Genomic DNA, 22,816 nt, shown 5'->3' on the forward strand with positions numbered 1-22,816 from the left:
GGCATGACGTTCGCGAATGCGGGTTCCCTCGGTGTCCAGTCCGGCAAGCGCGACGAGGTCGTGGCGATCCTCACCCGACCGAGCCCCGACCTCGCCGACGCCGGGTGCCTGCTCTACGAGGTGGGCACCAACGACGCCGAGCCTGACACCGTCTACGTCGTCGAACTGTGGGCGTCGGCAGAGGCACACCGTGCATCCCTGCAGCTGCCGAGCGTCAAGGCCGCGATCGCCGAGGCCATGCCGATGCTGACGGGCACGATGGGCGGGTTCCGCTTCGACGTCGCCGGCTCTCCCCTGCGAAACGCCTGACTCTCAGAAAAACGAAAGGCCCGGACGCCGACGGCGGGAGTCGGCATCCGGACCTTCGGTCCGTGACAACGGTTGTGGAGATGGGGGGAATCGAACCCCCGTCCATCGCTGGGTCGCTGCGGCTTCTCCGGGCGCAGTCTGTGCAGACGTTCTGCTCGGCCCCGACCTTTGTCACAGACACCTAGGTCGACGGGCCCAGCCTGGGAAGAGTCCCGCGTGACGTCCAGACGCCGTCACGCAGCAAGATCCCTAGATGACGCCAGTACCCGTGTCGGGATCACACACGGACTGACGGACTATCGGGCTCGCTTAGGCAGCGAGGGCGAAGTCAGACTGCTTCTTATCGGCAGTTATTGGTTTGCAGGGGGCGTTCACGAGATAACCCTGCATCCTCGGCCCGCTTCACGCAGTTACGCAGACGATGTCGAAACCGATCATCCCCGTGCGTTCCTTCGTGCGAAGGACCGTTGTCACGCTGTGGAGTTGTCAATCCCGGATCCGACGGACCCGAGCACATCAGGATACAACGGTTGCACCCCCGACGCCATTCCCCTCAGGGATGCGTCAGACCGATTCCAACTCGCCGCGCACGATCGAATCTCCCGAGTGGGTGGGATCGCCGTCCAACGGCTCCTCGGAGATGTCGACCAGCACATACTCGTCGATATCGATGTCGTCCGGGATCGTGAAAGTCCCCTCCGCGCCCTCGAGCACACCGAGACTCACGATCTCCGACGCATCCGCGGTGATCAACCACACTTCGCGATAGGCGTCGGTGGCGGCATCGTCTGCGTCGAGCTGGACCGTGATCAGCCGCTCACCGTCCGGATCCTCCACCACGACAGCACTGCCGTACGCGCCGGGATGGTTCGGAAAAGCATCAAGTGCGGCCGCGGCCAACTCGGTGGGCGCCGGACGCAGCACAGACGTGACACCGACGACGGCGAGTACAGCCGCAATCGACGCCGCCAGGGCGAACATCATCTTCGTCCAGCGCGGCACCCCGCGCCGCTCGGGCGTGTGCTCGGCCTCACCGGCGGACGCCTGCTCCCTCACGCCGGTCGGCTCGGACGACGCGGGCGGGACGGAGGAGCCGACCGGCTCGTCGACCGGCAGCGAGGGGTCGGCGACCAGCACCGGATCGACCTCGACCTCGGTGGTCTCGGTCAGCACGTCCGGCGCCGGCGTCGGAGTCATGCCCACCTCTTCGGCGATGCGGTCCCAGACTCGATCCGGCGGCGATTCGAGGTCTCCGACGGTGAGGGTGGAGCGTCCCACGAGCACCGCACGGGACAGCTCGGCGAACTCCGTCGCACACAGGCTGCACTCCTGCAGGTGCGCCATCTCACCGGCATCGGCGTCCTCGCCCAGCGCAACAAGCGCCAGACGGTCGGCGTCAAGATGCGACATGACTCACCTCCAGTCGTTCTCGCAGTCGTTTCAAACTTCGTCTGATGTGGCTCTTCACGGTACCCAACGGCATTTCGAGCCGGTGGGAGATCTGATCGTGTGTGAGGTCGTCGTAGAACGCCAGCCTCACCACTTTCTGCGCATCCGGTTCCAGTCGCTCCAGCTCGTCCGCCAGCAGGAGCCTGTCGGCCAGATCGATCTCGGAACTCACGAGGCTGTCCGGGTCGGTGTAGTGCTGCATCTCCTCCTGCAGTCGCTTCACCCTCGCCCGCGCCTCGTGGGTGTCGGCGATGCGTCGGCGGCAAATGGTCACCAGCCACGTCGACAGCTTCGCCTTCGCCGGGTCGTACTTCTCCCGGGAGGTCCACGCCGAGACGAACGTCTTCTGCGTCACGTCCTCCGCGTCCCCCCGGTCGCCGAGCGACCGGAGGGCCAGGGTGAACACGACCGCCGACCAGCGGCGATACACCTCTTCGAGAGCGCGATCCTCGCCGCGCCGGAACCGTTCGTACAGGTCGAGTTCATCGGGATCCACGACCGCACCTGCCTCTCGGTTCACCACCTCGGGCGACTCAGGCGGGTGCGGCGATCGCGACCACGTTGTCCTGGTAGCGGCCCGTGGCGGAGTCGAACGCTCCACCGCAGGTGATGAGGACAAGTGTGCCGTCTCCGTCGCGTGAGAACAGCTCATTGACGGGTAGCTCCGCTTTCGGGTAGTACGTGACACTCTGCAGGATGTACCGGTGCACCGTGCCGTCCGCGTCGGCGACCTCGATCTGCTCGCCCGGCCCCAGGTCGCGCAAGCGACTGAAGGGTCCGATGGGATAGCCGGGGGCGTCCACATGAGCGGAGATGACGGTGTTGCCGCCCTCGCTCGACGGATCCGAACCCCACCGGTACCACCCGGCGATCGCCGGGTCCACGGGCAATTCCATGAACCCGCCCTCTTCGACGCCGACATCCACCACCGGGACGTCGACGTCGATCGCCGGGATGCTGACCGAGGTCGGTGGCACCGCGCGTCGCGGCGGCGAGAGAGTCGCCGCCGCGACCGGCACATCCGCCGCCGCAGTGGGCGCGGGTGCCGCCGCGGTGCGGACAGGGGTGGGGGTCGCCGTGGGGGAATCGGCGCCGGCTGCCTGCCCGCACCCGGTCAGGGCAAGGGCGATCGCGACGGGGGCGAGGCCCGTCGCGATCACCGTGCGAGACATGTGGGGTCTCAGCGCTCGGCCCGCTTGCGGGAGACGACCACGGCCGAGGTGGCGACCGCCGCGGCGACACCGAAGGCTCCGACGATGAGCAGCGTCTGCATCATCGCGTCACGCTCCGCGAGCTGTCCGCCGGTACCCGAGGGGACCCCGTCGGGAGCCGAGTGCAGTCCGTCGATGGTCTGCACGGCCAGCTGCAGGTTCTCGTCCTCAAGGCTGCCCCAGGCGTAGACGATGGTCAGCACGCCCTCTTCCACGGTCACATCGGCCGGTCCGATCACCGGGTCGGTGGTGCCGGTGGCGGCCACCGAGGCCGAGATGGTGCCGGCGGCGAGGTCGAGGCTGGCCTCCTCCGGGTTGGCGAGGTTCTCGATCACCGGGGTGTCACCGGCGAGCACATCGACGGCGGGCGCCGCGGCGTCGTGACGGACGGTGAGGCGGCCTTCGCCGGCGGCGGTCTCGGAGATGTCGTTGACGTACGGGGTGACCGTCGGGTCGCCGCCCTCGGTGAGGTGGGCCACCGCGGTGTAGCTGGTGTTCGCCTCGAGGGTGACGCTGACGGGTCCGAGGATGGGGTCGCTGTCGTCGGCGGCGTCGGTGGCGGTCAGGGCGACTTCGTAGTCGCCGGCAGCGAGGTCCAGTGGGCCGGCGAGATCGCCCGGCTGGAAATCGTCGAGGGTCAGTTCGCCGTTGACGTAGACATCGACGGGAGTGTCGGGGATGCCGTGGAGCACCGAGAGGTCTGCGGTGGTGTCCGAGATGGCGTAGGCGGGCGCCGCCAGGCCGAAAGCGGCGATTGCTCCGGCTGCCACACCCGCTGCGAGGGTCTTACGCACGATTATCCTCCTTGAATCGGTGGCGACTGGTTGCCGCCTGACACATGTGTGTTCCCGGAGGGCGTGCGATTCGGATGCAGCTGGATCGAAAAAAGCTCACGGAGGGCCGGGGGGCTTCCCGAACGGGTCACTCCCCCAGGCGGTTGCGGGTGCGCATCGCCCGTTCTGCCTCGCGCTTGTCCTGGCGCTCACGCAGGGTCTGGCGCTTGTCGTACTCGGCCTTGCCCTTCGCGATCGCGATCTCGACCTTCGCGCGGCCGTCGCTGAAGTACAGCCGCAGAGGGACGAGGGTGTATCCGCCGGCCGAGGCGGCATGACCGAGGCGTTCGATCTCGTCCTTGTGCAGCAACAGCTTGCGGACGCGTTTGGCGGCGTGATTGGTCCAGTGGCCCTGCGAGTACTGCGGGATGTTCACCGCATCCAGGAACGCCTCGCCCTTGTCGATGAAGGCGTAGCCGTCGGTGAGGTTCGCCCGCCCCTCGCGGAGGGATTTCACCTCGGTGCCCATGAGGACCAGACCCGCCTCATAGGTCTTCTCGATCGTGTAGTCGTGGCGGGCGCGACGGTTGGTCGCGACGACCTTCTCTCCGCGTTCCCGGACCATGATGACTCCTCGAGGTGACTGATACCGCCCGAACGGCAGCCTGTCAGTCTAGCAACACCGTGTCGACGGGCGACCTGCGGCAATCGACCGGCACCGGTGGATCGCGCTCAAGCCCGCAGCCAGCGCCGGATCGCGAAACTCGCCGAGAACGCGGCGAGCACCGCGCCGATGACGATGAGCACGGGCACGACGAGCAGGGCGTCGCCGATGTCGACCCAGGTCGTGACGAAGTCCACCCGCTCTCGGAGGTACTCCTCCACTCCGAAGTGCACGCCGACGAGCACGGCACCGCTGGCGAGCACGGACCCGAGAAGCGCCGCGAAGACGCCCTCGAGCACGAACGGGGTTTGGATGAACCGGTTCGAGGCGCCCACCAAGCGCATGATGCCGAGCTCTCGCCGCCGTGCGTACGCGGACAGCCGGATCGTGGTGGCGATCAACAGCACCGCGGCGATCAGCATCAGAATCGCGATGCCGACCGCGATGTAGGTCGCGACCGTCAACGCCGAGAAGAGCGGATCGAGGTATTGGAGCTGATCGGCGACCTCCTCGACCCCGTCCATCCCGGCGAACGCCTCGATGAGCACGTCGGACTGCCGCTGATCGACCAGGTTGATCCAGAAGGTCTGATTCATCTGCTCGGGCGAGATGATGTTCGCATAATCCTCACCCAGCAGGTCCAGGGCGTTCGCGTACGCCTCGTCCTGGTCTTCGAACCGCACGTCGCGGATGAGGGGGGCAAGCGCCGGTCCCTCCAGGGTCTCGCGGACCTGGGTGATCTGATCCTCGCCCGCGACGCCGTCGGCGCACGTCGCGGTCTGCTGCGACACCGAGGTGCACATGTAGACGGCGACCTGGGCGCGATCGACCCAGTAGTCGCGCATGGTGCTGATCTGCATCTGCATGAGCATCGCGGCACCGACGAAGGTGAGCGAGACGAAGGTGACCAACACCACCGAGACGACCATCGACGCGTTGCGGCGAAGCCCGCCGAGCGCCTCGGCGAGGACCAGACGGAATCTCACGAGGTCGGCCCCACTTCGTCCTGCTCTCCTTTTTCGAGGCCGAGACGGTCGGCCAGCCCCAGTTCTTCCACGTCGACCTCGGCGATGTCGATGACCGGCACCGGCTGCGTGCGGTGCACGCGGCCCTCGGTGTCGGATTCCGAGGCGTCGGCGCGGTCAGCCTCCCGCGCCGGCACCTCCGTCGTGGCGTCGTTCGAGGGCGGAACGGTCACGTCGGTGGTTGCGGACGCGGTGGCGGATCCCGACGCCGCGGTGGTCGCATCGGGCGCAGGGCGCGCGGCGGAGGACGTCGCCGGAGCGGACGCCGCTCGGGTCGAGCCGCTCACGGACGGGGTGGATGACACGGGAGCGGTCGGCGCGACGGAATCAGTCGACGCCGTGGGAGCGGTCGACGCCGCGGCCGGGGCGGCCTCGGGGGCGGGACGCGTGAGACCCGGCTCGACCCCGCGGGCGATCGACGCCGCGGCCTCGCGCTGCACCTCGAGCACTTCGGTGAGAGCGGCCACCGCCGCAGCCCCGCGCACCGGTTCGGGCGCGAGGGTGGGAAGACCCGACGTGTCGCCGTAGCCCCCGGCGCGGTCATCGCGCAGCATGACGCCGTTCTTCAGCTCGATCACCCGTCGCTGCATCTGATCGACGAAGTTCGCCTCGTGAGTGGCCATGACCACCGTCGTGCCGCCGGCGTTGATGCGTGCGAGCAGACGCATGATGTCGATCGAGGTGGCGGGGTCGAGGTTCCCGGTCGGCTCGTCCGCGAGCAACACCTGCGGGCGGTTCACCAGGGCACGGGCGATCGCCACCCGCTGCTGCTCACCGCCGGAGAGTTCGTGCGGCATCCGCTTCTCCTTGCCGGCGAGACCCACCAGGGCGAGCACCTCGGGCACCGCCTGCTGGATGAACGCGCGGGAGGACCCGATCACCTGGAGGGTGAAAGCGACGTTCTGGAAGACCGTCTTGCCGGGAAGCAGGCGGAAGTCCTGGAAGACGGCGCCGACGTGACGCCGGAAATAGGGCACTTTGCGGCTCGACAGGGTGCGCAGATCGCGACCGAGCACGACCACGCGGCCGTCGCTGGGCACCTCCTCGCGCAGGATGAGGCGGAGACACGAGGATTTCCCCGATCCCGACGCGCCGACGAGGAACACGAACTCGCCGCGGAGCACCTCGAAGTCGACGTTGTCGAGGGCGGGGCTGGCGGTGCCGCGATAGCGCTTGGTGACGTTCTCGAACCGGATCATGGCGTCACGAGCCTAGGCGAGCGCATCCGTCACGGCCTGAGCGACACCCGCTGCGGCCCTGCGCATCACCGATGCACAGGAACGGATCAGTCCTCGTCGTCTTTGCGCTTGCGCCAGCGGATGCCCGCGGCGATGAAGCCGTCGAGGTCGCCGTCGAACACCGTCGCGGGGTTCCCGACCTCGTGGCCGGTGCGCAGGTCCTTCACGAGTTGCTGGCCGTAGAGGAAGTAGGAGCGCATCTGATCGCCCCAGCTGGCGGTGATCGTGCCCGCGAGCTCCTTCTTCTTCGCCGCTTCCTCCTCCTTCTGCAGCAGCATCAGGCGCGTCTGCAGCACGCGCATGGCGGCGGCGCGGTTCTGGATCTGCGACTTCTCGTTCTGCATCGATACGACGATGCCGGTCGGAAGGTGGGTCAGGCGTACCGCAGAGTCGGTCGTGTTCACCGACTGACCGCCCGGCCCCGAGGAACGGAAGACGTCGACGCGGATGTCGTTCTCGGGGATGTCGACCTCCTGCGCCTCCTCCATCACCGGGATGACCTCGACCGCCGCGAAGCTGGTCTGACGCTTGTCGGCCCCACCGAACGGACTGATGCGCGCGAGGCGATGCGTGCCCGCCTCGACCGACAGCGTGCCGTAGGCGTAGGGGGCCTCGATCTCGAAGGTCGCCGACTTGATGCCGGCGCCCTCGGCGTAGGAGGTGTCCATGACCTTCGTCTTGTACCCGTGACGTTCTGCCCACCGCAGGTACATGCGCAACAGCATCTCGGCGAAGTCGGTCGCATCGTCGCCGCCGGCACCGGAGCGGATCGTCACGACAGCCGACCGCTCGTCGTACTCGCCGTCCAACAGCGTCTGCACCTCGAGCTGGTTCACGACGTCTTCGAGCTCGGCGAGCTCGTGACGGGCCTCCTCGGCCGACTCCTCGTCGTCCATCTCGACGGCGAGTTCGACGAGCACCTCGAGGTCGTCGATGCGCTTCTCGACCTCGGTCACGCGCCTCAGTTCGTGCTGACGATGGCTGAGGGCACTGGTGACCTTCTGCGCGTTCTCGACGTCGTCCCACAGGTCGGGGGCGGCGGCTTCGTCGTTGAGCCGCGCGATCTCCTTCTCGAGCGCGTCGACATCGACGACGGCCTTGATATCGGAGAAGGTCGAGCGCAGCGCCTGGATGTCGGCGGACATATCGAGTTCAAGCATGACGCTCCAGCCTACCGCCGTCCGGCCGCCTTCTGCCGCGAAGAGAATACCGGCGGGACAGAGGGACAGCCACCGGTCGCGCGCCGGGGTATCGTCGGGGCGACATGAACGACTCTGCGATATGACCGACTCCGCCGGGCGCATCCTCACCCGTTTCGCGCCGATGATCTACGGCCCCACCCTGTTGTTCGCCGTGGGACTCGGCGCGGTCCTCCCCCTCATCCCGGTGATCGCGGCCGAGCGTGGCGCGCATCTGGCGACCGCGGCGCTCGTGGCCGCGGCCGTCGTGATCGGCCAACTCGTCGGTAACATCCCCGCCGGCTACGCCGTGGCACGCGTGGGCGAGCGGGCCACGATGGTCATCGCCGGATTCCTGGGCCTGGCCGGCGTCATCGGCATGGCCCTCACACCGGGCCTGGTCGCCTTCACCCTGTCGGTGTTCGTCGTGGGCCTGAGTGCCGCAGCGTTCGGACTGGCGCGTCACTCGTTCATGACCACGCGGGTGCCCCTGTCCTTCCGTGCTCGGGCGCTGTCGCTGCTGGGCGGCACCTTCCGCCTCGGCTCCTTCACCGGCCCGTTCCTGGCTGCGGCGCTGCTGGCGATCTTCGGCGACGAGCACGCCACGATCTGGTTCTTCGCCGCGTGCCTGGTCGGCACGATCCTGCTGGTGCTCTTCGGACCCGATCCGGAGACCGCCGTCAGCGCCCCCGACCCGCGCCGCGACGAGCGCGATCACGAAGACACCGGCGAGACGATCACCGGCCCTGTGAGCGCCGTCGGCGCGCGCGACGGAGTCTTCCGCACCATGTGGCGCTACCGCGCGGTCCTGTCCCGCTTGGGGCTGGCCGCCGCGTCGCTGTCCGCGGCACGCGCGGCGCGCTCGGTCGTCCTGCCGTTGTGGGGTGTATCGATCGGCCTCGACGCGCAGACGATCGCACTGGTGGTCGGGGTGTCGGGGGCGATCGATTTCGCGTTGTTCTACGCCAGCGGACAGGTGATGGACCGCTTCGGCCGACTGTGGGCGGCACTTCCGGCGATGATCCTCATGGGGTCGGGGTTCGCCGCCCTCGCCGTCACACACGAGGGGAACCAGGCGGCGATGTGGTTCGCGATGTTCGCCGCCGTGCTCGGCGTCGGAAACGGTCTGTCCAGCGGCATCCTCCTCACCCTCGGCGCCGATGTCGCTCCCCCGACCGACCCCGCCCCGTTCCTGGGGTCGTGGCGCACCCTCAGCGACGCGGGCGGTGCACTCGCGCCCGTGCTGGTCTCCGCGATCACCGCAGTCGCCTCGCTCCCGATCGCGGTGGGCGCGATGGGGCTGATCGCCTTCGCCGGGGCCGGCGCATTCCTGCGCTGGGTCCCCCGATTCGCGCCCCGGATGCGAGACTGACGCGGTGACCACCGGCCCACGCGACGAGATCGGTGGGGTCATGCGGTTCTGCCGCAGCCGTCGCGGCGGTCGACGCTGCACACGTCCCGTCGACCATGCCGGGCTCCACCGGCACCGCACGGTGATGTGGGCTGACACCGGCGCCGATCCGCTCCGTTGCACCGGTTCCGGGACCACGGGCGCACCCGCTGCGACCCTTCCGGACGGCTGGCCGCACGGGCACGCACTGTGCCCCACGTGCCACCGCTTCGTCCCGCTCCACGGCGGTGTCCTCGCACCCCACGACACCAGTGACCCGGCGGAGACGCAGGCCGGAGCCCTCCGGCGACGCGAGTGGTTCAACACCTTCGGGTGGTGAGACCCTCCGAGCCGTATCGCCCACCGAGCCGTGTCGCCGACGGCGACGGGTCGTGCGGCGAGTCAGGTCACCGCCCGCTCGGCCGGACGGAAGACCAGCTGCGGAACGCCGTCAAGATCGATGCGCCGCATCGAGATGCCGTAGACGGGTTCGAGCACGTCGGGCACCAGCACCTCGTGCGGGGTCCCCCGTGCGGCGATCCGTCCCCCGTCGAGCAGCATCAGGTGGTCGCAGTAGCGGGCAGCGAGGTTCAGGTCGTGAAGCACGACGACCGTCGTGAGCGGGAGAGACTGCACAAGAGAGAGGATGTCGTGCTGGTAGCGCACATCCAGATGGTTGGTCGGCTCGTCCAACAGCAGGTGTGTGGCCTCCTGGGCGAGGGCCCGGGCGATCAAGACCCGTTGTCGCTCACCACCGGAGAGTTCGTCGATGCCCCGGTGCGCGAGGGTGTCCACACCGGCACGCACCATCGCATCGGCGGCAGCCTCTTCGTCGATCGGACGGTAGCGGCTCCACCCCGACAAGCGGGGGGACCGCCCCAGCAGCACCGAGTCCCACGCCGTCAACGGCAGACCGCTCGGTTCCTCCTGCGCCACGACGGCGATGCGCTCGGCGCGCTGTCGCGCGGTGAGGTCATCCACGCTCATGCCGTCGACCTCCACCCGACCGCCGGTGCGCCGCAACGCCCCCAGCATGGCGCGCAACATCGTGGACTTCCCCGATCCGTTCGGGCCGATGAGCCCGAAGGTGATCCCGGTCGACGCGGTGAGGTCAGCCGCGTCGAGGGCGACCGTCCGGCCGTAGCGGACGGTCACCCCCTCGGCGGTGATCATGCGGAGATCATCCCTCGATCGCACCCGTGCCCACGAGCACCTGCTCGAGGCCACGCACCGCGCCCGGGTCGGGAGCCAGATCCGACGCGAGGACGCCGATCACCCGGTCCTCCTTCACGGCGGTGAGGTTCTCCGCGCCCGGCTCGGCCAGGAACAGCGCCAGCGCCTCGTCGAAGCTCTCCCCGTACAGGCCGTAGGCGAGCACGATCGTGTGCGGGTCGGCGTCGAGCAGCGTCTCGATGTTCGCCTCGAGGTAGACCGACGGCTCGTCGCCGTACACGTTCTCGAACCCGGCACGGGCGAGCACGTCGTCGGCGATGCCCTGTCCGCCGCGGGCCGACATCGTCGCCCCGTCGAAGAAGTAGTACACGACCGCGGCGCTTTCCCCCTCGTTCTGAGAGGTGTCGACGTCGCTCAACGCATCGACCTCGGCACGCATCGCGGCCACGTTCGCCTCCGCGGTCTCGCTGGTGTCGAACACCGTGCCCAGACGCTGGACGTCGGCGAAGATCGCCTCGAAGTCGGTCTTGTCCGTCAGCGCGGCATCGTGGCTGCACTCGCCGTCGATGACGACATTGGGGATGCCGACGGCGGCCACGTCGTCATCCGAGGCGTTGAACAGGCCGTATCCGACGATGATGTCGGCCTCGGTTCCGACGATCGCCTCGATCGCGGGGTCGGAGGGGTCGACGATCTCGACGTCCTCCGGCGGGTTCGACAGACCGGCGGGCAGGTCCGCGCCGAACTCGCCGGCGCGGGCGACGATGCGGTCCGATGCGCCTGCCGCGTCGACGAGTGCGACCGCCGAGGTGCCGATGGTCAGCACGCTCTCCGGCTCGGCGTCGATCGTGAGGTCTGCGCCGCAGTTGACGATCGTGACGGGGTAGACCGTCTCTTCGACGGCGGCCGCCTCGGTCTCGACCGATGCCGGCTCGGCGTCGGTGCTGCATGCGGCGAACGCGAGCACGCCGACCAGGCCGAGGGCGCCGAAGCTCGCCCGTCGCAGGGGTGTGGGGAGGGACATGTGGTTCCTTCTCTCTTTCTCGGGTGTTGTCGGGACAGGATCTGAGACGTCGTGGCGCCGCGCGGAGGTCAGCGTGTGATGGTGCGGCGCACCAGGGCGATCAGCAGCGGCGTGCCGATCAGGGCGGTGACGATGCCCAGGGGAAGTTCACGTGGCGCGAAGGCGACTCGCGCCAGGGCGTCGGCTGCGACCAACAGCAACGCCCCGATGAGCGCGGATACCGGCAGCAGGATGCTGTGGCGGCCGCCGACCAGGCGTCGGGCGATGTGCGGCACGACCAGTCCGACGAAGCCGATGAGGCCCGAGACCGCTACGGCCGCCGCGACCGCCACACTCACCACCAACGCCGCCCCCGCTCGGAAGCGCGTCGGATGCGTCCCGAGGGCCAACGCGGTGTCATCCCCGATCGCCAGCGCATCGAGGCGGCGCGCCCAGACGACGAAGACCACGAATGCGGTCAAGACCAGCACCACCAGCAGCGGCACGGAGGCCCAGCGTGCCTGTGCGAGCGACCCGAGCATCCAGAACATCACCGCGCGCGCACCGTCTCGGCTCTGCCCCGCGAAGACGAGGAAGTTGGTGAGAGCGGTCAGGGCAAAGCCCACGGCGATCCCCGCGAACACGAGGCGCGAGGTGATCAGCCGTCCCCCGATACGGGCGATCGACAGGACCAGCACGATCGCCAGCAGCGCACCGACGAACGCGCTGCCCGTGAGGGCGATCGCCCCGAGCGAGCTCCCGATGCCGAACAGGATGCTCGCGGCGGCGCCGGTGGAGGCTCCGGACGAGATACCCAGCAGGTACGGGTCGGCCAGCGGGTTGCGCACCAGCGCCTGGATCACCACACCCGCGATTGCGAGCGCGGCCCCGACGAAGAGCCCCAGGAGCACGCGGGGGACACGGATCATCCAGACGATCGAGTGATCGGACGTCGACGACGCCTGCGCGGGGCCGAGCCCGATCTCCCCGGCGATGATGCGCGCGACGACGTCGGGCGGGATGGCGACCGGCCCGATTCCGACCGCGACGATCGCGACGACGAGGGTTACCGCGCCGAGGACCGACGCGAGCAGAACGTGACGACGGCGTGTCGCCCGTGCCCCCGCGGCGGGGGCCGGCGGCGCAGCGGTCAACGTTGGCATCGGGACGCGGGTGTCGTGTACAACTTGTCAGGAACCGTTCTTGATAATGATTGTCGTTAGCACGTTAGCAGAGGTCATCCGTGGTCAAATTCGCTCTTGTGCGCCTGGTGAGCCCCCACGGTCTCGGCATCGCGGCGGGCACCGCAGTGGGTCTCGCGCTGAGCGCACTCGCCATCACCCAGGCACTCGCCACCGCGTCGGTCTTCAGCGGGATCCTCGACGGACTCTCCCTGACCGCCCTGGTCCTGCCGCTGCTGATCCTCGCCGCGGCACTGCTGCTGCGGCCCGCGGGCACGGCCTCCCGTGAGCTCGTCGCGCACCATGTCGCGTCGCGCATGAAGCGACGACTCCGCGGCCGCATCCTCGACCACGAGACCGCACGCGGACCGTTCGCACCCGGCACCGAGCGCATCGGCTCGCGACATGCGCTGCTGGTCGACGGCGTCGAGAACCTCGAGCCCTACGTCACCCGATACCTGCCCCAGGTCCTCGTCACCGGCCTCACCGCGGTGGTCGCCGTCGCGATCCTCGTCGCCATCGACCCGGTCGTCGGCGTCGTCGCCGGCGCGACGGCTCTCCTCGTGCCCTTCATCCCCCGGCTGTGGGATCGTGCGCTCAAGGGACGCGGCGACGAGCACTGGGGGGCCTATTCAGCGCTCCACGCCGACGTCGTCGACGCGATGCGCGGCATGGAGACCCTCAAGCTCCTCGGCGCCGCCGGTCGCCGCCGGGACGAACTCGACCGCGCGAGCGGATCGCTGCTGACCGCGACCCTCCGCCAGGTGCGGCTGTCCCTGGTCGAGTCCGGTCTGACCGGCTTCCTGCTCGTGGCCGGCCCCGCCCTCGTCCTGACGGTCGGAGTCACGCGCGTGTGGGCGGGCGCGCTGGCCCCCTCCGCTCTGTTCGCGGTCACACTCATCGGCTTCGAGGTCTTCCGTCCCTTCCGCGACCTCTCCAACCATTGGCACGCGGGGTATCTGGGTGTCACGGCCGGCTCCCGGATCCTCGCGGATGTGGACGCGCCCGTCGAGACCGCGCCGGTGCCCGCTCCGCAGACGCCGTCGGACGCATCGATCGCCGTCGAACTCGACCGCGTGACCGTGCGGTACCCGGGCGCGGCACACGACGCCCTGCACGATCTCACCCTCCGCGTCCCCCGCGGGCGACTGACCGCGATCGTCGGCCCCTCGGGTGCCGGGAAGTCCACCGTCGCCAACACGATCCTGGGCCTTCTCACCCCGACCACCGGCACCGTGGCGCTCGACCGGCTCGCCGATGTGCCGCCGGTCTCGCTCGTCTCGCAGGAGCCGGTGATCTTCGCCGGCACACTCCGCGAGAATCTCGCCGTCGTCGCCCCCGACAGCGACGACGCATCGCTGATCGACGCGCTGGAGCAGGCGCAGGCCGCCGAACTGGTCGAGCGCGGTCTCGACGCCCCCGTCGGCGACGGCGGCGCACTCCTTTCCGGGGGCCAGCGCCAACGCGTCGCGATCGCCCGCGCGCTGTTGCGTCGCTCCCCCGTCCTCCTGCTCGATGAGGCATCCTCCGCCCTCGACGCGCGACGCGAACGGGCGCTCCTGACGACGCTGCGTGACGCGGGCGGAGCCGTCGACGCGCGCACCCTCGTGGTCATCGCGCATCGCCTCACCGCGATCCGCGACGCCGACCTGGTCGTCGTCGTCGACGGCGGGCAGGTGGTCGAGCAGGGCGGGTATGACGAGCTGCTCGCGCGACGCGGCACCCTCTGGCGGCTCCACGCCGCGCAGGCCGAGGAGGTCGCAGCGTGACGTCTGCCCCCGCCCTCCTGCGCCCCGTCGTGCGTCTTCTGGACGAGGTCGGTCACGAACGTGGCCTGTTCCTGCGCTCCACGCTGTCGATGACGGCGTTCCAAGCGGCCACCGCCGCCGCGGCGGGACTGTCGACGGCCGTCGCGACCAGCGTCATCGCCGACACGCCGCACAGCCTGGTCGTCGCCCTCCTGGTGGGCCTGGTCGCCGCGGTGGTCGCCGCAGCGGTGTTCACCTGGATCGAATCCTGGCTCAGCCATGTGCTGGCCTATCGCGTCATCGCCGCGCTGCGCATGCGGGTCTATGACGCCGTCGAGAGGATCGTCCCCGCCCGCACCGGAACCCGGCGTACCGGCGAAGTCGCGGGCACCGCGATGAACGACGTCGAGACACTGGAGTGGTTCTACGCCCATACGCTCGGGTCCGGGGTCAACGCGATCGTGTCGCCGGCCCTGGTCTCCGTCGCCCTGGTGGTCATCACCGGCCCCATCGGACTGATCGTCCCCGCCGGTGTCGCCCTGCTGCTGGCCGTCCCCTGGGTCCTGGCCCGCGTGCAGGTCGCTCAGGGCACACGCATCCGCGCCCGGCTGGGCGACCTGCAGGCGGTCTCGTTCGAGGGGGCGGAGGCCCGGCGCGAGTTGACCGCGCTCGATCTCACCGACTACCACCGCGAACAGGTGCTGGCCCGAACGGCGGACGTCCAGCGCGCCAAACGCGGTTTCGCTATGCGCGCCGCGGGCGAATCCGCACTCGCCGACGTCATCGTCGCCACCACCAGCCTCAGCTTCCTGGTCGCTTTGATGGCCGGGGCCGCGGCCGGCACCGTCGACCCCGTCGTCATCCCCGTGGCCCTCGTGCTCGTCTCCGCCGCCGTGGTCCCCGCCGCGGGGGCCTTCGTCATGGTGCAGCGCCTGGGTGAGATGTCCGCTGCGGCCTCTCGCGTCCTGTCCCTCCTCGACGAGGTCGACGACGAGCCCGCGCCGCGAGCACTTCTCCCGGCGCCACGACACGGAGCGGTGCGTTTCGACGCCGTCACCTTCTCGTACGCCGGAGGCCCCCCGGTCCTGCGCGGTCTCGACCTCGAGATCGCCGCCGGCGAGACAGTCGCCCTCGTCGGTGGTTCCGGCGCCGGAAAGACGACCGTGGCGCGACTGCTGACCGGCCTCTGGAGCCCCGACACGGGCGCCGTGACCCTCGACGGTGTCGGGCTGCACGATATCGAAGGCACGTCCCTCCGCCGCGAAATCGCGCTGGTCTCGCAGAACCCCTTCGTCTTCAGAGGCACCGTGCGCAGCAATCTGCTCCTCGCCGACCCCGACGCCACCGAGGCGGCGCTGTGGCGCGCGCTGACCGACGCGGGTCTCGCCGGGACCGTCCGCGCGTGGGAAGACGGATTGGACACCCGGGTGGGTGACCGCGGCGCGACGATGTCGGGAGGCCAGCGCCAACGCCTCTCCATCGCACAGGTGCTCCTGCGCGATCCGGCGGTGCTCATCCTCGACGAGGCCTCCGCCCAACTCGACACCGTCCGTGAGGCCGATCTCGCCGATGCGGTCGAACGCCTCCGCGACGGGCGCACGACGATCGTGATCGCCCACCGGGTGTCGACCATCCGCCGCGCGCCACGTGTGGTGCTGCTCGAGGACGGTCGCGTGGTCGCCGACGGCGCGCACGCCGACCTGCTCGCGACCCACGACGCCTACCGCACCCTCATCGCCCACGACCAAGCCCCGCCGGCGGGTCTCGCCGGCACCGCCACGCCCCCCGGAAGGAGGTGAAACACATGCAGCAGATCGCCGTTTCGGAGGTCGCCACGGAGCGCTCGGAGGAGCAGATCCTGGCACCCAACGCCAACAACCACGGACACGTCTCGACCGCTTTCGCCTGGTCGTGATCGTCCCGCGGGCGTCCCGTGCGAACGGGGCGCCCGCGCCCGTCCGCCGCCCCCCTTCCCCCGTCCGTGACCGAGGAGTCGCCATGTCCGCCCCGTCCACCACCGCCACCGCCCGCGTCGAGATCCGGGCGCTCGGCCCGGCACAGAGCCTGCTGACCACCCCGACCGGCGCGTCTTTCACCGTCGACATCGACGCCGCGACGGCACTTCGCCTGGTCGACGCGTGGAGCCTCGGACACCCGTCACCGGCGCTGGCCGACGGATGGGACGAGGCCGCTGGTCTCCTGCGCGACGTCCTCGACCGCGACGGCGCCTTCGGACCCGCCGACCACGCGGGCCTCCTGCCCGACGCCCCGCCGGTCTGGGACGCGGGGAACGGATCCGACGCCACACCGGGCGAGCTGCTGCTCACGGGCGACCCACTGGTCGTCGCCGCCCTGCAGCAGGCGTCGCCGACGCCGCTGCGTGCCATGCCGGCAGACGACTGGCAACGGGTGGTGCATCGCGCCTTCCGAACCGGTGAGCTCCTCGTCTTCGCCGTGCGCGGAGGCGATGACTCGACCCTCATCGCTCTGGATCGGCTGTGCAGCGACGCACGAACGCCCTGGGCGGCGGTGGAGATCACCCGCTCGCACGCATGGGTGGGCCCCTTCGTGACCCCCGGCGTGGGAGCCAACTACGAAGACTTCGCCTCCCGCCGCACTGCTGCGGCCTTCGACCCGGTCGCCCACCGCGCGCTGCGCACGCCCGCCGTCGGCGGCGACGCGGGACTCGTCCCCCACCGCATGGGCACCGCGATCCGCGGCGCCGTCGACCTCCTCCTCGACGAACGTCGCGGCGACACCGTCTTCGATGTGGCACCAGACGGATCCGTCACCCCGCACCCGGTCCTCCCCCTCCCGGACAGCGTCATCAGCGCATCACACCCGCACGCGCCCGCCGACCTCGTCGACCCGGTCACCGGCATCGTGCAGCGCACCCGCGACGTGACCCACGACCCCAGCATTCCGAGAAGCCTCGCGACCGCGCAGAGCGACGTGTGCAACATGCGACGCGTCTCACGGTGGGCCAACAACACCTCCTGCCAAGGCGCGGCGTTCGGCGATCCCGAGCAGGCGCGCGCCAGCGCGATCGGCGAAGCGGCCGAGCGATATTGCGGCAATCTCCTCGACACCCTGCCGGTCACCTTCGCCAGCTACGACGCGCTCCGCCGCGGCCCGGTGCGGGTCCTCGACCCCGACCGGCTCGTCCTCTATTCCGACCGGCAGTACGAGACCCCCGGGTTCCCGTTCGTGCGCATGACCCACGACCTCGAGATGCACTGGGTGCCGGGACGCTCGCTCACCACCGGCGAGGACATCCTCGTCCCGGCCAGCATGGTCTACGTCAACTGGTTCACCGCCGGATACTCCGCCGCCCCGGTGACCAACTTCTGCCCGTTTGCGGGAATCGCCGCCGGCCCCGCGATGGACTACGCCATCACCTCGGCGCTCGAGGAGATCATCGAACGCCACGCGACGATGGTCTGGTGGCTGAACGCCCAGCCCGTCGACGCCACCGACCCCGGAGAGCTCGGCGCCGTGTGGGATGACGTCCCCGCGGAGGCGGGCCAGCGCCCCTCCCTGATCATGATCGACAACGAGTTCGGAGTCCCGGTGGCCGCGGGCGTCCTCCACAACGACGTCGACACGCTCGTGAACGTGGGCTTCGCCTGCCGCGACACCCCCGAGGCGGCCGCCCTCAAAGCCTGGACCGAGGCCTGCACACTCCAGGAGGGCAGCCGCGACCTGTTGCGCGCCGACGGGGCGCACTGGGACGCCATGTCCCGCGGCGAACTCAACAGCCGGTCGTTCAAGGCCTGGCGAGCCGACCGCGCCTATCTCGACTCCTATCGGGAAGACATGCGCGACTGCGACGATCTGATGGTGCAGCAGCAGGTGCACCTCGACCCCCGGGCCGTGCACCGCGTCGCCCCGTTGCTCGAGCGGCCCGTCACCCGCACGCTCGCCGATGCGCCGCGGCTGGACTCCCGCACACCCGATGCGTACCGCCGCGCCCTCGAGGCGGCCGGGCATGAGGTGATCGTCGTCGACATCACCTCCCCCGACATCGCCAGCACGGGCATGGCCGTCGTACGCGCCATCGTCCCGGGCACGGTCGGCAACGCCCCGGCGGCCTTCCCCTTCCTCGGTGGCGGCCGCGTGCAGGATCTCGCGGTCGAACTGGGCTGGCGCGCCCGTCCGCTCGCCGAAGACGAGCTCAACCACTTCCCGATCCCGCACGCATGACCCCGCTGAGCGTGCACGCGCTCGGCGACGATCGACTCTTGGTGAGCGCGTGGGGCGGGCGCCGGTGGGTGCTGGAGGCGCCGCCGACCCAGCTCGACGATGCCGCCGTCCAGGCGGCGCTCGATCGGCTGCGCGCATCCGTCGAGAACCCGCCGGCGCTTCCCGCCTCACGCGTCACGTCACCCGAAGGGGAGGAATGCCACGAGTCCTCCGGCCCCGATGACGAGGGCGCCGACGGCGAGGGGCGCCTCCTCGCCGGCCGCGAGAGGGTGACGGTGGTCGACGGACTGGATGCGTTGGGCGCTGTCGCCGAGGAGGTGCACCAGAGGACGACGGTCGTTATCCTCTTCGCCGGTCGCCTGTTCCGCACCACCCTGACACCGGGTGATGCGGCGCACGATGCGGCGGAGTTGTCCCGGATCCTGCGTGCGACCATCGTCGAGCCCGCGCACGCGACCGCCCTCGCCCGTCCCGCCCTCCGCGACGAGATCGCCCCGCTGCTGTGTGCCCGCACAGACCTCACGGGGACGGCAGGAAGCCACGATGCGCTGGAGGAGTGGAACGGGGCATCGTGGTACGCGCACGCCCGGCGACCGCGGCCACTTGTCGACCCCGTCACCGGGCTCCTCGCCCGCATCGTCACGCGCCCCGTCGACCCTGAGGCCCCGCCCGGCTTCGTGCATCTGCACGCGGAGCTCCCCCACCTCACGAGTGCGGATCGGAGGTTCCAACCCGACCCCCTCGCCCCGGCCGGCGGGTTCCGCACCGGTACCGGCCCCGGCGACGAAGCGGTCCGCTCCGGGCTCGCACACCTCTGCGGCGCGTACCTGGGACAGGGCCGGATTCGGCTCGCCGACGCGGCGAGCCTGCGCGCCGCCGGAGACGAGGTGCTCACGGTCGACCAGTGGCGCCCGCACCCACCGGAGCTCCACGACCAGCCGGGGTTCCCCTTCACCCGGCTCGGCGACCACGACCCCACGTGGTGGTTGCGCGGCGCCGCGTCGGATGTCACGTGCTGGGTGCCCCTGAGTCTCGTGCACGCCGGATACCTCGCTTCCGAACTCGACCCGCTCCCCCGCACCAACGGGCACAACCTCGTCGGACTGGCTGCGGGGTTCACCGCCGAGGAGGCACGCGACCGCGCCGCCGCGCACGTCATCGCCCACGACGCGGTGGCGCGCTGGTGGGATCGCGGTGACGAGCTCGCCGACGTGTTCGCGCCGGAGACGGTCGACGACGCGTGGGACGGATGCGCGTGGGCCCTCCGCATCCTGGCTGTGCCCTCGCCTCTGGGTGTGCCGGTGCGACTGGCCGTGGTCGACGATCCGGAACGGGACGTGGTCGCGCTCGGGTTCGCGTGCGCACGCGAACCCGCCGAGGCCGCCGAGGCCGCGGCGGCCTCGGCGCTCGTTCAGCACGCATCGGCGCGCGACCTCCTTGCCCCGGCCAGCCTCATCCGAGAAGCGGCGGCGCTCGGCAACGGCGGCGTCGCCGGGCTGGCTCCGTTCGACCCCGGACGGGGATATGCCGATGCGTTCGCCGACCCGCGCCATCTGATCGACCCGATGTGTCACCTCCAGCGCGGTCTCGACCCGCGCGTGATCGCCGACACGCGCCGCCGGACGACACCGGCGGTTCCCCGAACGCCCACAAGCGACACCGCGGGGACTTCCACCCCGAGGCAACGATCGCCCTGGGAGGCGCTCGACGGGTCGACGCGCACGGTCGTGGTCGACGTCGCGACCCCGGACGTCCGCGAAGCAGGGGCTCACGCGGTCCGCGTGCTCGCCCCCGACCTCCGCCGAATCGACGTGGCGGCGTTCGACGACCCGCGCCGCGCCCGCCATCCGTATCCCGGGTGGTGACCTGAGATCCCCGGCGCGCTCACGTGTTCGCATCCGCGGGCTCGTCGGCATGGGCGGCCCCGCCGGAACGACGCGCCGGCGACGAGTGCGTCGATAGACTCGCCCCACCCCGCGCATCCCGACCCGGCGCGGCACGCAGGAGACATGACCCCACTCGCACTGATCCCCTGGCTCGACCCCGAGACGATCATCGATGCCGCCGGCCCGTGGGCACTCCTCGTGGTGTGCGCGATCATCTTCGCCGAGACGGGGCTGCTCATCGGGTTCCTCTTCCCCGGAGACAGCCTGCTCATCATCTCCGGGCTGCTCACCCACACCGTCGACGTGTTCCACGTGAACATCTGGGTGGTGTGCTCGGCGATCGCTCTCGCCGCGTTCATCGGCGGGCAGGTCGGGTACTACATCGGCCACCGCAGTGGCCCCGCCCTGTTCGAGCGGAAGGAGACAGGTCTGATCAGCCGCAGGAACGTCGAACGCACCAACGCGTTCTTCGACCGGTTCGGGGGCCTCGCGATCGTCGTCGCCCGTTTCGTGCCTGTGGTCCGCACCTTCGCCCCGGTCGCCGCCGGCGTCGGTCACATGCCGCTGCGCGTCTACACGCTGTACAACTTCATCGGTGCGGTGCTGTGGGCCTTCAGCTTCACCCTGCTCGGCTACGTCATCGCCTACATCCCGTGGGTGAGCGACTTCGTCACCCGCTACATCGACGTCATCCTGCTCGCCGTCGTCGCCGGCACCGCGATCGTCGTCGGCATCCACTACGTGCGCGAGCGCCGCGCGGCCCGAGTCGAGGCCTGACAGCGCTACGCGAACATGTGCCGCAGCACGTCCAGGTCAGCCTCCTCGAGCGCCTCGGCGATCATGTCGACATCGGAGCTGCGAGGGAACATCTCCGCCAGCCCGCCGGAGAAGATCGCCCGCATCTCCTCGATGTCACCGACGTGCACGGCCGCACTCATCTGCTCCATCGCCCGTTGATACGGGATCTGCTCGTTGAGGTCACCACCTGACCGCACAAGCCGCGAACGGCGTCGCGCGACGCACCCGGGCACGAGCGATAGCCCGATTTTCCGCGCGTCACCGGAGGACGGTGCGGCTGGTCGCGGTGGCCTCCAGGCGCAGGCCCTCGGGCACGAAGAGCGTGACGACCGGTGCATACCAGACGTCGGCGACCGTCACACGTGACGAGACGCCGTCCGGGGATCCCGCGTCCACCAGCACCGCGTCGGCGCCCACCGCGCCGAGGAACGTCTCCGCCTGCTCCGAGACCGCGGCGTCGGTCAGCCGTGCGACCGGCTCGCCGGCGACGACCGTGAACACGAACCCGTCGGCGCCGGCGAGCGCCGCACCGTCGGCGAGGGCGTCCACCCGCTTCTGTGCGAGGTACAGACTCGTCGCGGCCACACACAACAGCACCACGACGAGTGCGAGCGCGAGGTAGCCGAGGGTCAACGGCAGGATGCTGCCGGTGTCATCCGCCGCGACGGTGCGAAGGGCCCTCGGCGCGCTCTGTCGAGCGGCGACCACCGCCCGGGCACGCGCGATCATCCCTCACTCCAGGTGCGGGAGACCTTCTGCACCGACGTCGCTTCCACCGGCACTTGTGCGAGCCGGTCGAGCCCCAGGACGTCCGGCACGAGCGGCAGCGACACCGTCGCCGCCACCGTCACCACGACCAGGGCTCCCGCCTGCGGGCATTCCCCGGCCGGTCGACACTCCACGTCGATCGTCACGGCGCGCGAGTCCATCCCGTACTCGTCGACGACGGAGGCGAGGATCCGATGCGCCCGATCATCGGCTGCCGACGAGCCGCTGGAGGTCGAGATCGCCCGCGCGATATGACGCGCGGCGGCTTCGGCCCCGAGAGACTGGTGCTGCACCGTCGACAGGGTGATGACCAGGTAGACCAGGGGGACGAGCAGGAGCAGACCCACGACGATGAACTCCAACGCCGCCGACCCCGAATCGTCCTGCCATTCGAGGCCTCGGGCGCGGTCAGTCGAAGCTCTCCACCGGCGCATGAGCGGTCACCTCCATCGCCCTCGGAACACCGAACAGCCCTGCCAACGGCAGCGTGCCCCGCACCGTCACGGCGACCGCCGGGTGATCGAGGTGCGACGTGTGTGCGATATCCACCTGGGCCGCGAACGCCGACCCGACGGTGCGCTCGATGATCTCGCGCGTGCGGGCCGCGCCCTCACCGAGAGTCGTGTCTGCCAGCGCCGCGCGATGAGCTCCCTCGACCGCGGCATCGTGCACCACGTTCCGCACGTAGAGCCCGACCCCCAGCTGCAGCACCGCGAGGGTCAGCGCGGTCAACAGCACCCCGACGAGCACGAACTCGGCGGGAGCCGAGCCTGTCTCGTCCGCGAGCGCTGCCCGCACCCGCCGTCGCAGCGCCGCCAC

23 protein-coding genes and 1 other RNA gene are annotated in these 22,816 nt (G+C 70.2%); 8 read left to right on the forward strand and 16 right to left on the reverse strand.

The features are described 5' to 3' along the window. Window positions 1-3 precede the first annotated feature (3 nt). On the forward strand, window positions 4-309 hold the full coding sequence (locus RZO50_RS11050; protein WP_322599784.1) for a putative quinol monooxygenase: 306 nt from the start codon (window positions 4-6) through the stop codon (window positions 307-309). A 72-nt stretch (window positions 310-381) separates the two neighbouring features. Here RZO50_RS11050 and ssrA read toward each other — a convergent pair. The 9 genes from ssrA to prfB form a co-directional block, all read right to left on the reverse strand. Beyond that, window positions 382-751, reverse strand: a transfer-messenger RNA (tmRNA) gene (gene ssrA, locus RZO50_RS11055). 122 nt (window positions 752-873) lie between these two features. Beyond that, entirely contained in the window at window positions 874-1,719 is an 846-nt protein-coding gene (locus RZO50_RS11060; RefSeq protein WP_322599785.1) for an anti-sigma factor, read from the reverse strand. Beyond that, window positions 1,706-2,254, reverse strand: coding sequence for an RNA polymerase sigma factor (locus tag RZO50_RS11065; RefSeq protein WP_322599786.1), 549 nt, complete (start codon window positions 2,252-2,254; stop codon window positions 1,706-1,708). The genes RZO50_RS11060 and RZO50_RS11065 overlap by 14 nt, the downstream gene beginning before the upstream one ends. Before the next feature lie 37 nt (window positions 2,255-2,291). Next, window positions 2,292-2,930, reverse strand: a complete 639-nt coding sequence (locus RZO50_RS11070) for a class F sortase (protein ID WP_322599787.1) — start codon at window positions 2,928-2,930, stop codon at window positions 2,292-2,294. Window positions 2,931-2,938: 8 nt separating this feature from the next. Next, window positions 2,939-3,763 (reverse strand): DUF4397 domain-containing protein, encoded by an 825-nt coding sequence (locus tag RZO50_RS11075; RefSeq protein WP_322599788.1) that lies wholly within the window; start codon window positions 3,761-3,763, stop codon window positions 2,939-2,941. 127 nt (window positions 3,764-3,890) lie between these two features. Next, window positions 3,891-4,367, reverse strand: coding sequence for an SsrA-binding protein SmpB (gene smpB, locus RZO50_RS11080; RefSeq protein WP_194424519.1), 477 nt, complete (start codon window positions 4,365-4,367; stop codon window positions 3,891-3,893). A 107-nt stretch (window positions 4,368-4,474) separates the two neighbouring features. Beyond that, the gene (gene ftsX, locus RZO50_RS11085) at window positions 4,475-5,392 is read right to left on the reverse strand and encodes a permease-like cell division protein FtsX (protein WP_322599789.1); all 918 of its coding nucleotides are present in this window, start codon (window positions 5,390-5,392) and stop codon (window positions 4,475-4,477) included. Next, entirely contained in the window at window positions 5,389-6,630 is a 1,242-nt protein-coding gene (gene ftsE / locus RZO50_RS11090; RefSeq protein WP_322599790.1) for a cell division ATP-binding protein FtsE, read from the reverse strand. Before ftsE ends, ftsX begins: the two co-directional genes overlap by 4 nt. An 86-nt stretch (window positions 6,631-6,716) precedes the next feature. Further along, window positions 6,717-7,829: a peptide chain release factor 2 gene (gene prfB / locus RZO50_RS11095; protein WP_322599791.1), complete on the reverse strand. Its 1,113-nt coding sequence runs from the start codon at window positions 7,827-7,829 to the stop codon at window positions 6,717-6,719. Window positions 7,830-7,950: 121 nt separating this feature from the next. Here prfB and RZO50_RS11100 point away from each other — a divergent pair, with 121 nt between their 5' ends. After that, window positions 7,951-9,219 (forward strand): MFS transporter, encoded by a 1,269-nt coding sequence (locus RZO50_RS11100; protein ID WP_322599792.1) that lies wholly within the window; start codon window positions 7,951-7,953, stop codon window positions 9,217-9,219. Between the two features lie 4 nt (window positions 9,220-9,223). Continuing rightward, a complete protein-coding gene (locus RZO50_RS11105; protein WP_322599793.1) occupies window positions 9,224-9,577 on the forward strand; it encodes a hypothetical protein in 354 nt (117 codons plus the stop codon). A 62-nt stretch (window positions 9,578-9,639) separates the two neighbouring features. On the opposite strand, the gene RZO50_RS11110 is transcribed toward RZO50_RS11105, so the two are convergent. The 3 genes from RZO50_RS11110 to RZO50_RS11120 all read right to left on the reverse strand — a co-directional run bounded on the left by RZO50_RS11110 (window position 9,640) and on the right by RZO50_RS11120 (window position 12,576). Continuing rightward, window positions 9,640-10,410: an ABC transporter ATP-binding protein gene (locus tag RZO50_RS11110; protein ID WP_322599794.1), complete on the reverse strand. Its 771-nt coding sequence runs from the start codon at window positions 10,408-10,410 to the stop codon at window positions 9,640-9,642. 7 nt (window positions 10,411-10,417) lie between these two features. After that, complete coding sequence (locus RZO50_RS11115) at window positions 10,418-11,434, reverse strand: ABC transporter substrate-binding protein (RefSeq protein ID WP_322599795.1); 1,017 nt, start codon at window positions 11,432-11,434, stop codon at window positions 10,418-10,420. A 68-nt stretch (window positions 11,435-11,502) separates the two neighbouring features. Then, window positions 11,503-12,576, reverse strand: coding sequence for a FecCD family ABC transporter permease (locus RZO50_RS11120; RefSeq protein ID WP_322599796.1), 1,074 nt, complete (start codon window positions 12,574-12,576; stop codon window positions 11,503-11,505). Window positions 12,577-12,656: 80 nt separating this feature from the next. Here RZO50_RS11120 and RZO50_RS11125 point away from each other — a divergent pair, with 80 nt between their 5' ends. From RZO50_RS11125 to RZO50_RS11145, 5 genes are all read left to right on the forward strand, one after another. Further along, window positions 12,657-14,363 carry an ABC transporter ATP-binding protein/permease gene (locus RZO50_RS11125; protein WP_322599797.1) on the forward strand — a complete coding sequence of 569 codons (1,707 nt, stop codon included), beginning with the start codon at window positions 12,657-12,659 and terminating at the stop codon, window positions 14,361-14,363. After that, complete coding sequence (locus RZO50_RS11130; protein ID WP_322599798.1) at window positions 14,360-16,141, forward strand: ABC transporter ATP-binding protein; 1,782 nt, start codon at window positions 14,360-14,362, stop codon at window positions 16,139-16,141. The genes RZO50_RS11125 and RZO50_RS11130 overlap by 4 nt, the downstream gene beginning before the upstream one ends. Window positions 16,142-16,340: 199 nt before the next feature. After that, the gene (locus tag RZO50_RS11135) at window positions 16,341-18,545 is read left to right on the forward strand and encodes a YcaO-like family protein (RefSeq protein WP_322599799.1); all 2,205 of its coding nucleotides are present in this window, start codon (window positions 16,341-16,343) and stop codon (window positions 18,543-18,545) included. Beyond that, window positions 18,542-20,410, forward strand: coding sequence for a YcaO-like family protein (locus RZO50_RS11140; RefSeq protein ID WP_322599800.1), 1,869 nt, complete (start codon window positions 18,542-18,544; stop codon window positions 20,408-20,410). The genes RZO50_RS11135 and RZO50_RS11140 overlap by 4 nt, the downstream gene beginning before the upstream one ends. Window positions 20,411-20,554: 144 nt before the next feature. Next, a complete protein-coding gene (locus RZO50_RS11145) occupies window positions 20,555-21,208 on the forward strand; it encodes a DedA family protein (protein WP_322599801.1) in 654 nt (217 codons plus the stop codon). Window positions 21,209-21,213: 5 nt separating this feature from the next. Here RZO50_RS11145 and RZO50_RS11150 read toward each other — a convergent pair whose 3' ends face one another. The 4 genes from RZO50_RS11150 to RZO50_RS11165 all read right to left on the reverse strand — a co-directional run bounded on the left by RZO50_RS11150 (window position 21,214) and on the right by RZO50_RS11165 (window position 22,816). Beyond that, window positions 21,214-21,378, reverse strand: coding sequence for a hypothetical protein (locus tag RZO50_RS11150; RefSeq protein WP_322599802.1), 165 nt, complete (start codon window positions 21,376-21,378; stop codon window positions 21,214-21,216). A gap of 109 nt (window positions 21,379-21,487) precedes the next feature. Beyond that, on the reverse strand, window positions 21,488-21,958 hold the full coding sequence (locus RZO50_RS11155; RefSeq protein WP_322599803.1) for a pilus assembly protein TadG-related protein: 471 nt from the start codon (window positions 21,956-21,958) through the stop codon (window positions 21,488-21,490). Next, window positions 21,955-22,431: a TadE/TadG family type IV pilus assembly protein gene (locus RZO50_RS11160; protein ID WP_322599804.1), complete on the reverse strand. Its 477-nt coding sequence runs from the start codon at window positions 22,429-22,431 to the stop codon at window positions 21,955-21,957. The genes RZO50_RS11155 and RZO50_RS11160 overlap by 4 nt, the downstream gene beginning before the upstream one ends. Next, on the reverse strand, window positions 22,406-22,816 hold the full coding sequence (locus tag RZO50_RS11165) for a TadE/TadG family type IV pilus assembly protein (RefSeq protein ID WP_322599805.1): 411 nt from the start codon (window positions 22,814-22,816) through the stop codon (window positions 22,406-22,408). The genes RZO50_RS11160 and RZO50_RS11165 overlap by 26 nt, the downstream gene beginning before the upstream one ends.

Source organism: Microbacterium xanthum, from assembly GCF_034531355.1.
In the GTDB taxonomy this organism is placed as follows: domain Bacteria; phylum Actinomycetota; class Actinomycetes; order Actinomycetales; family Microbacteriaceae; genus Microbacterium; species Microbacterium xanthum.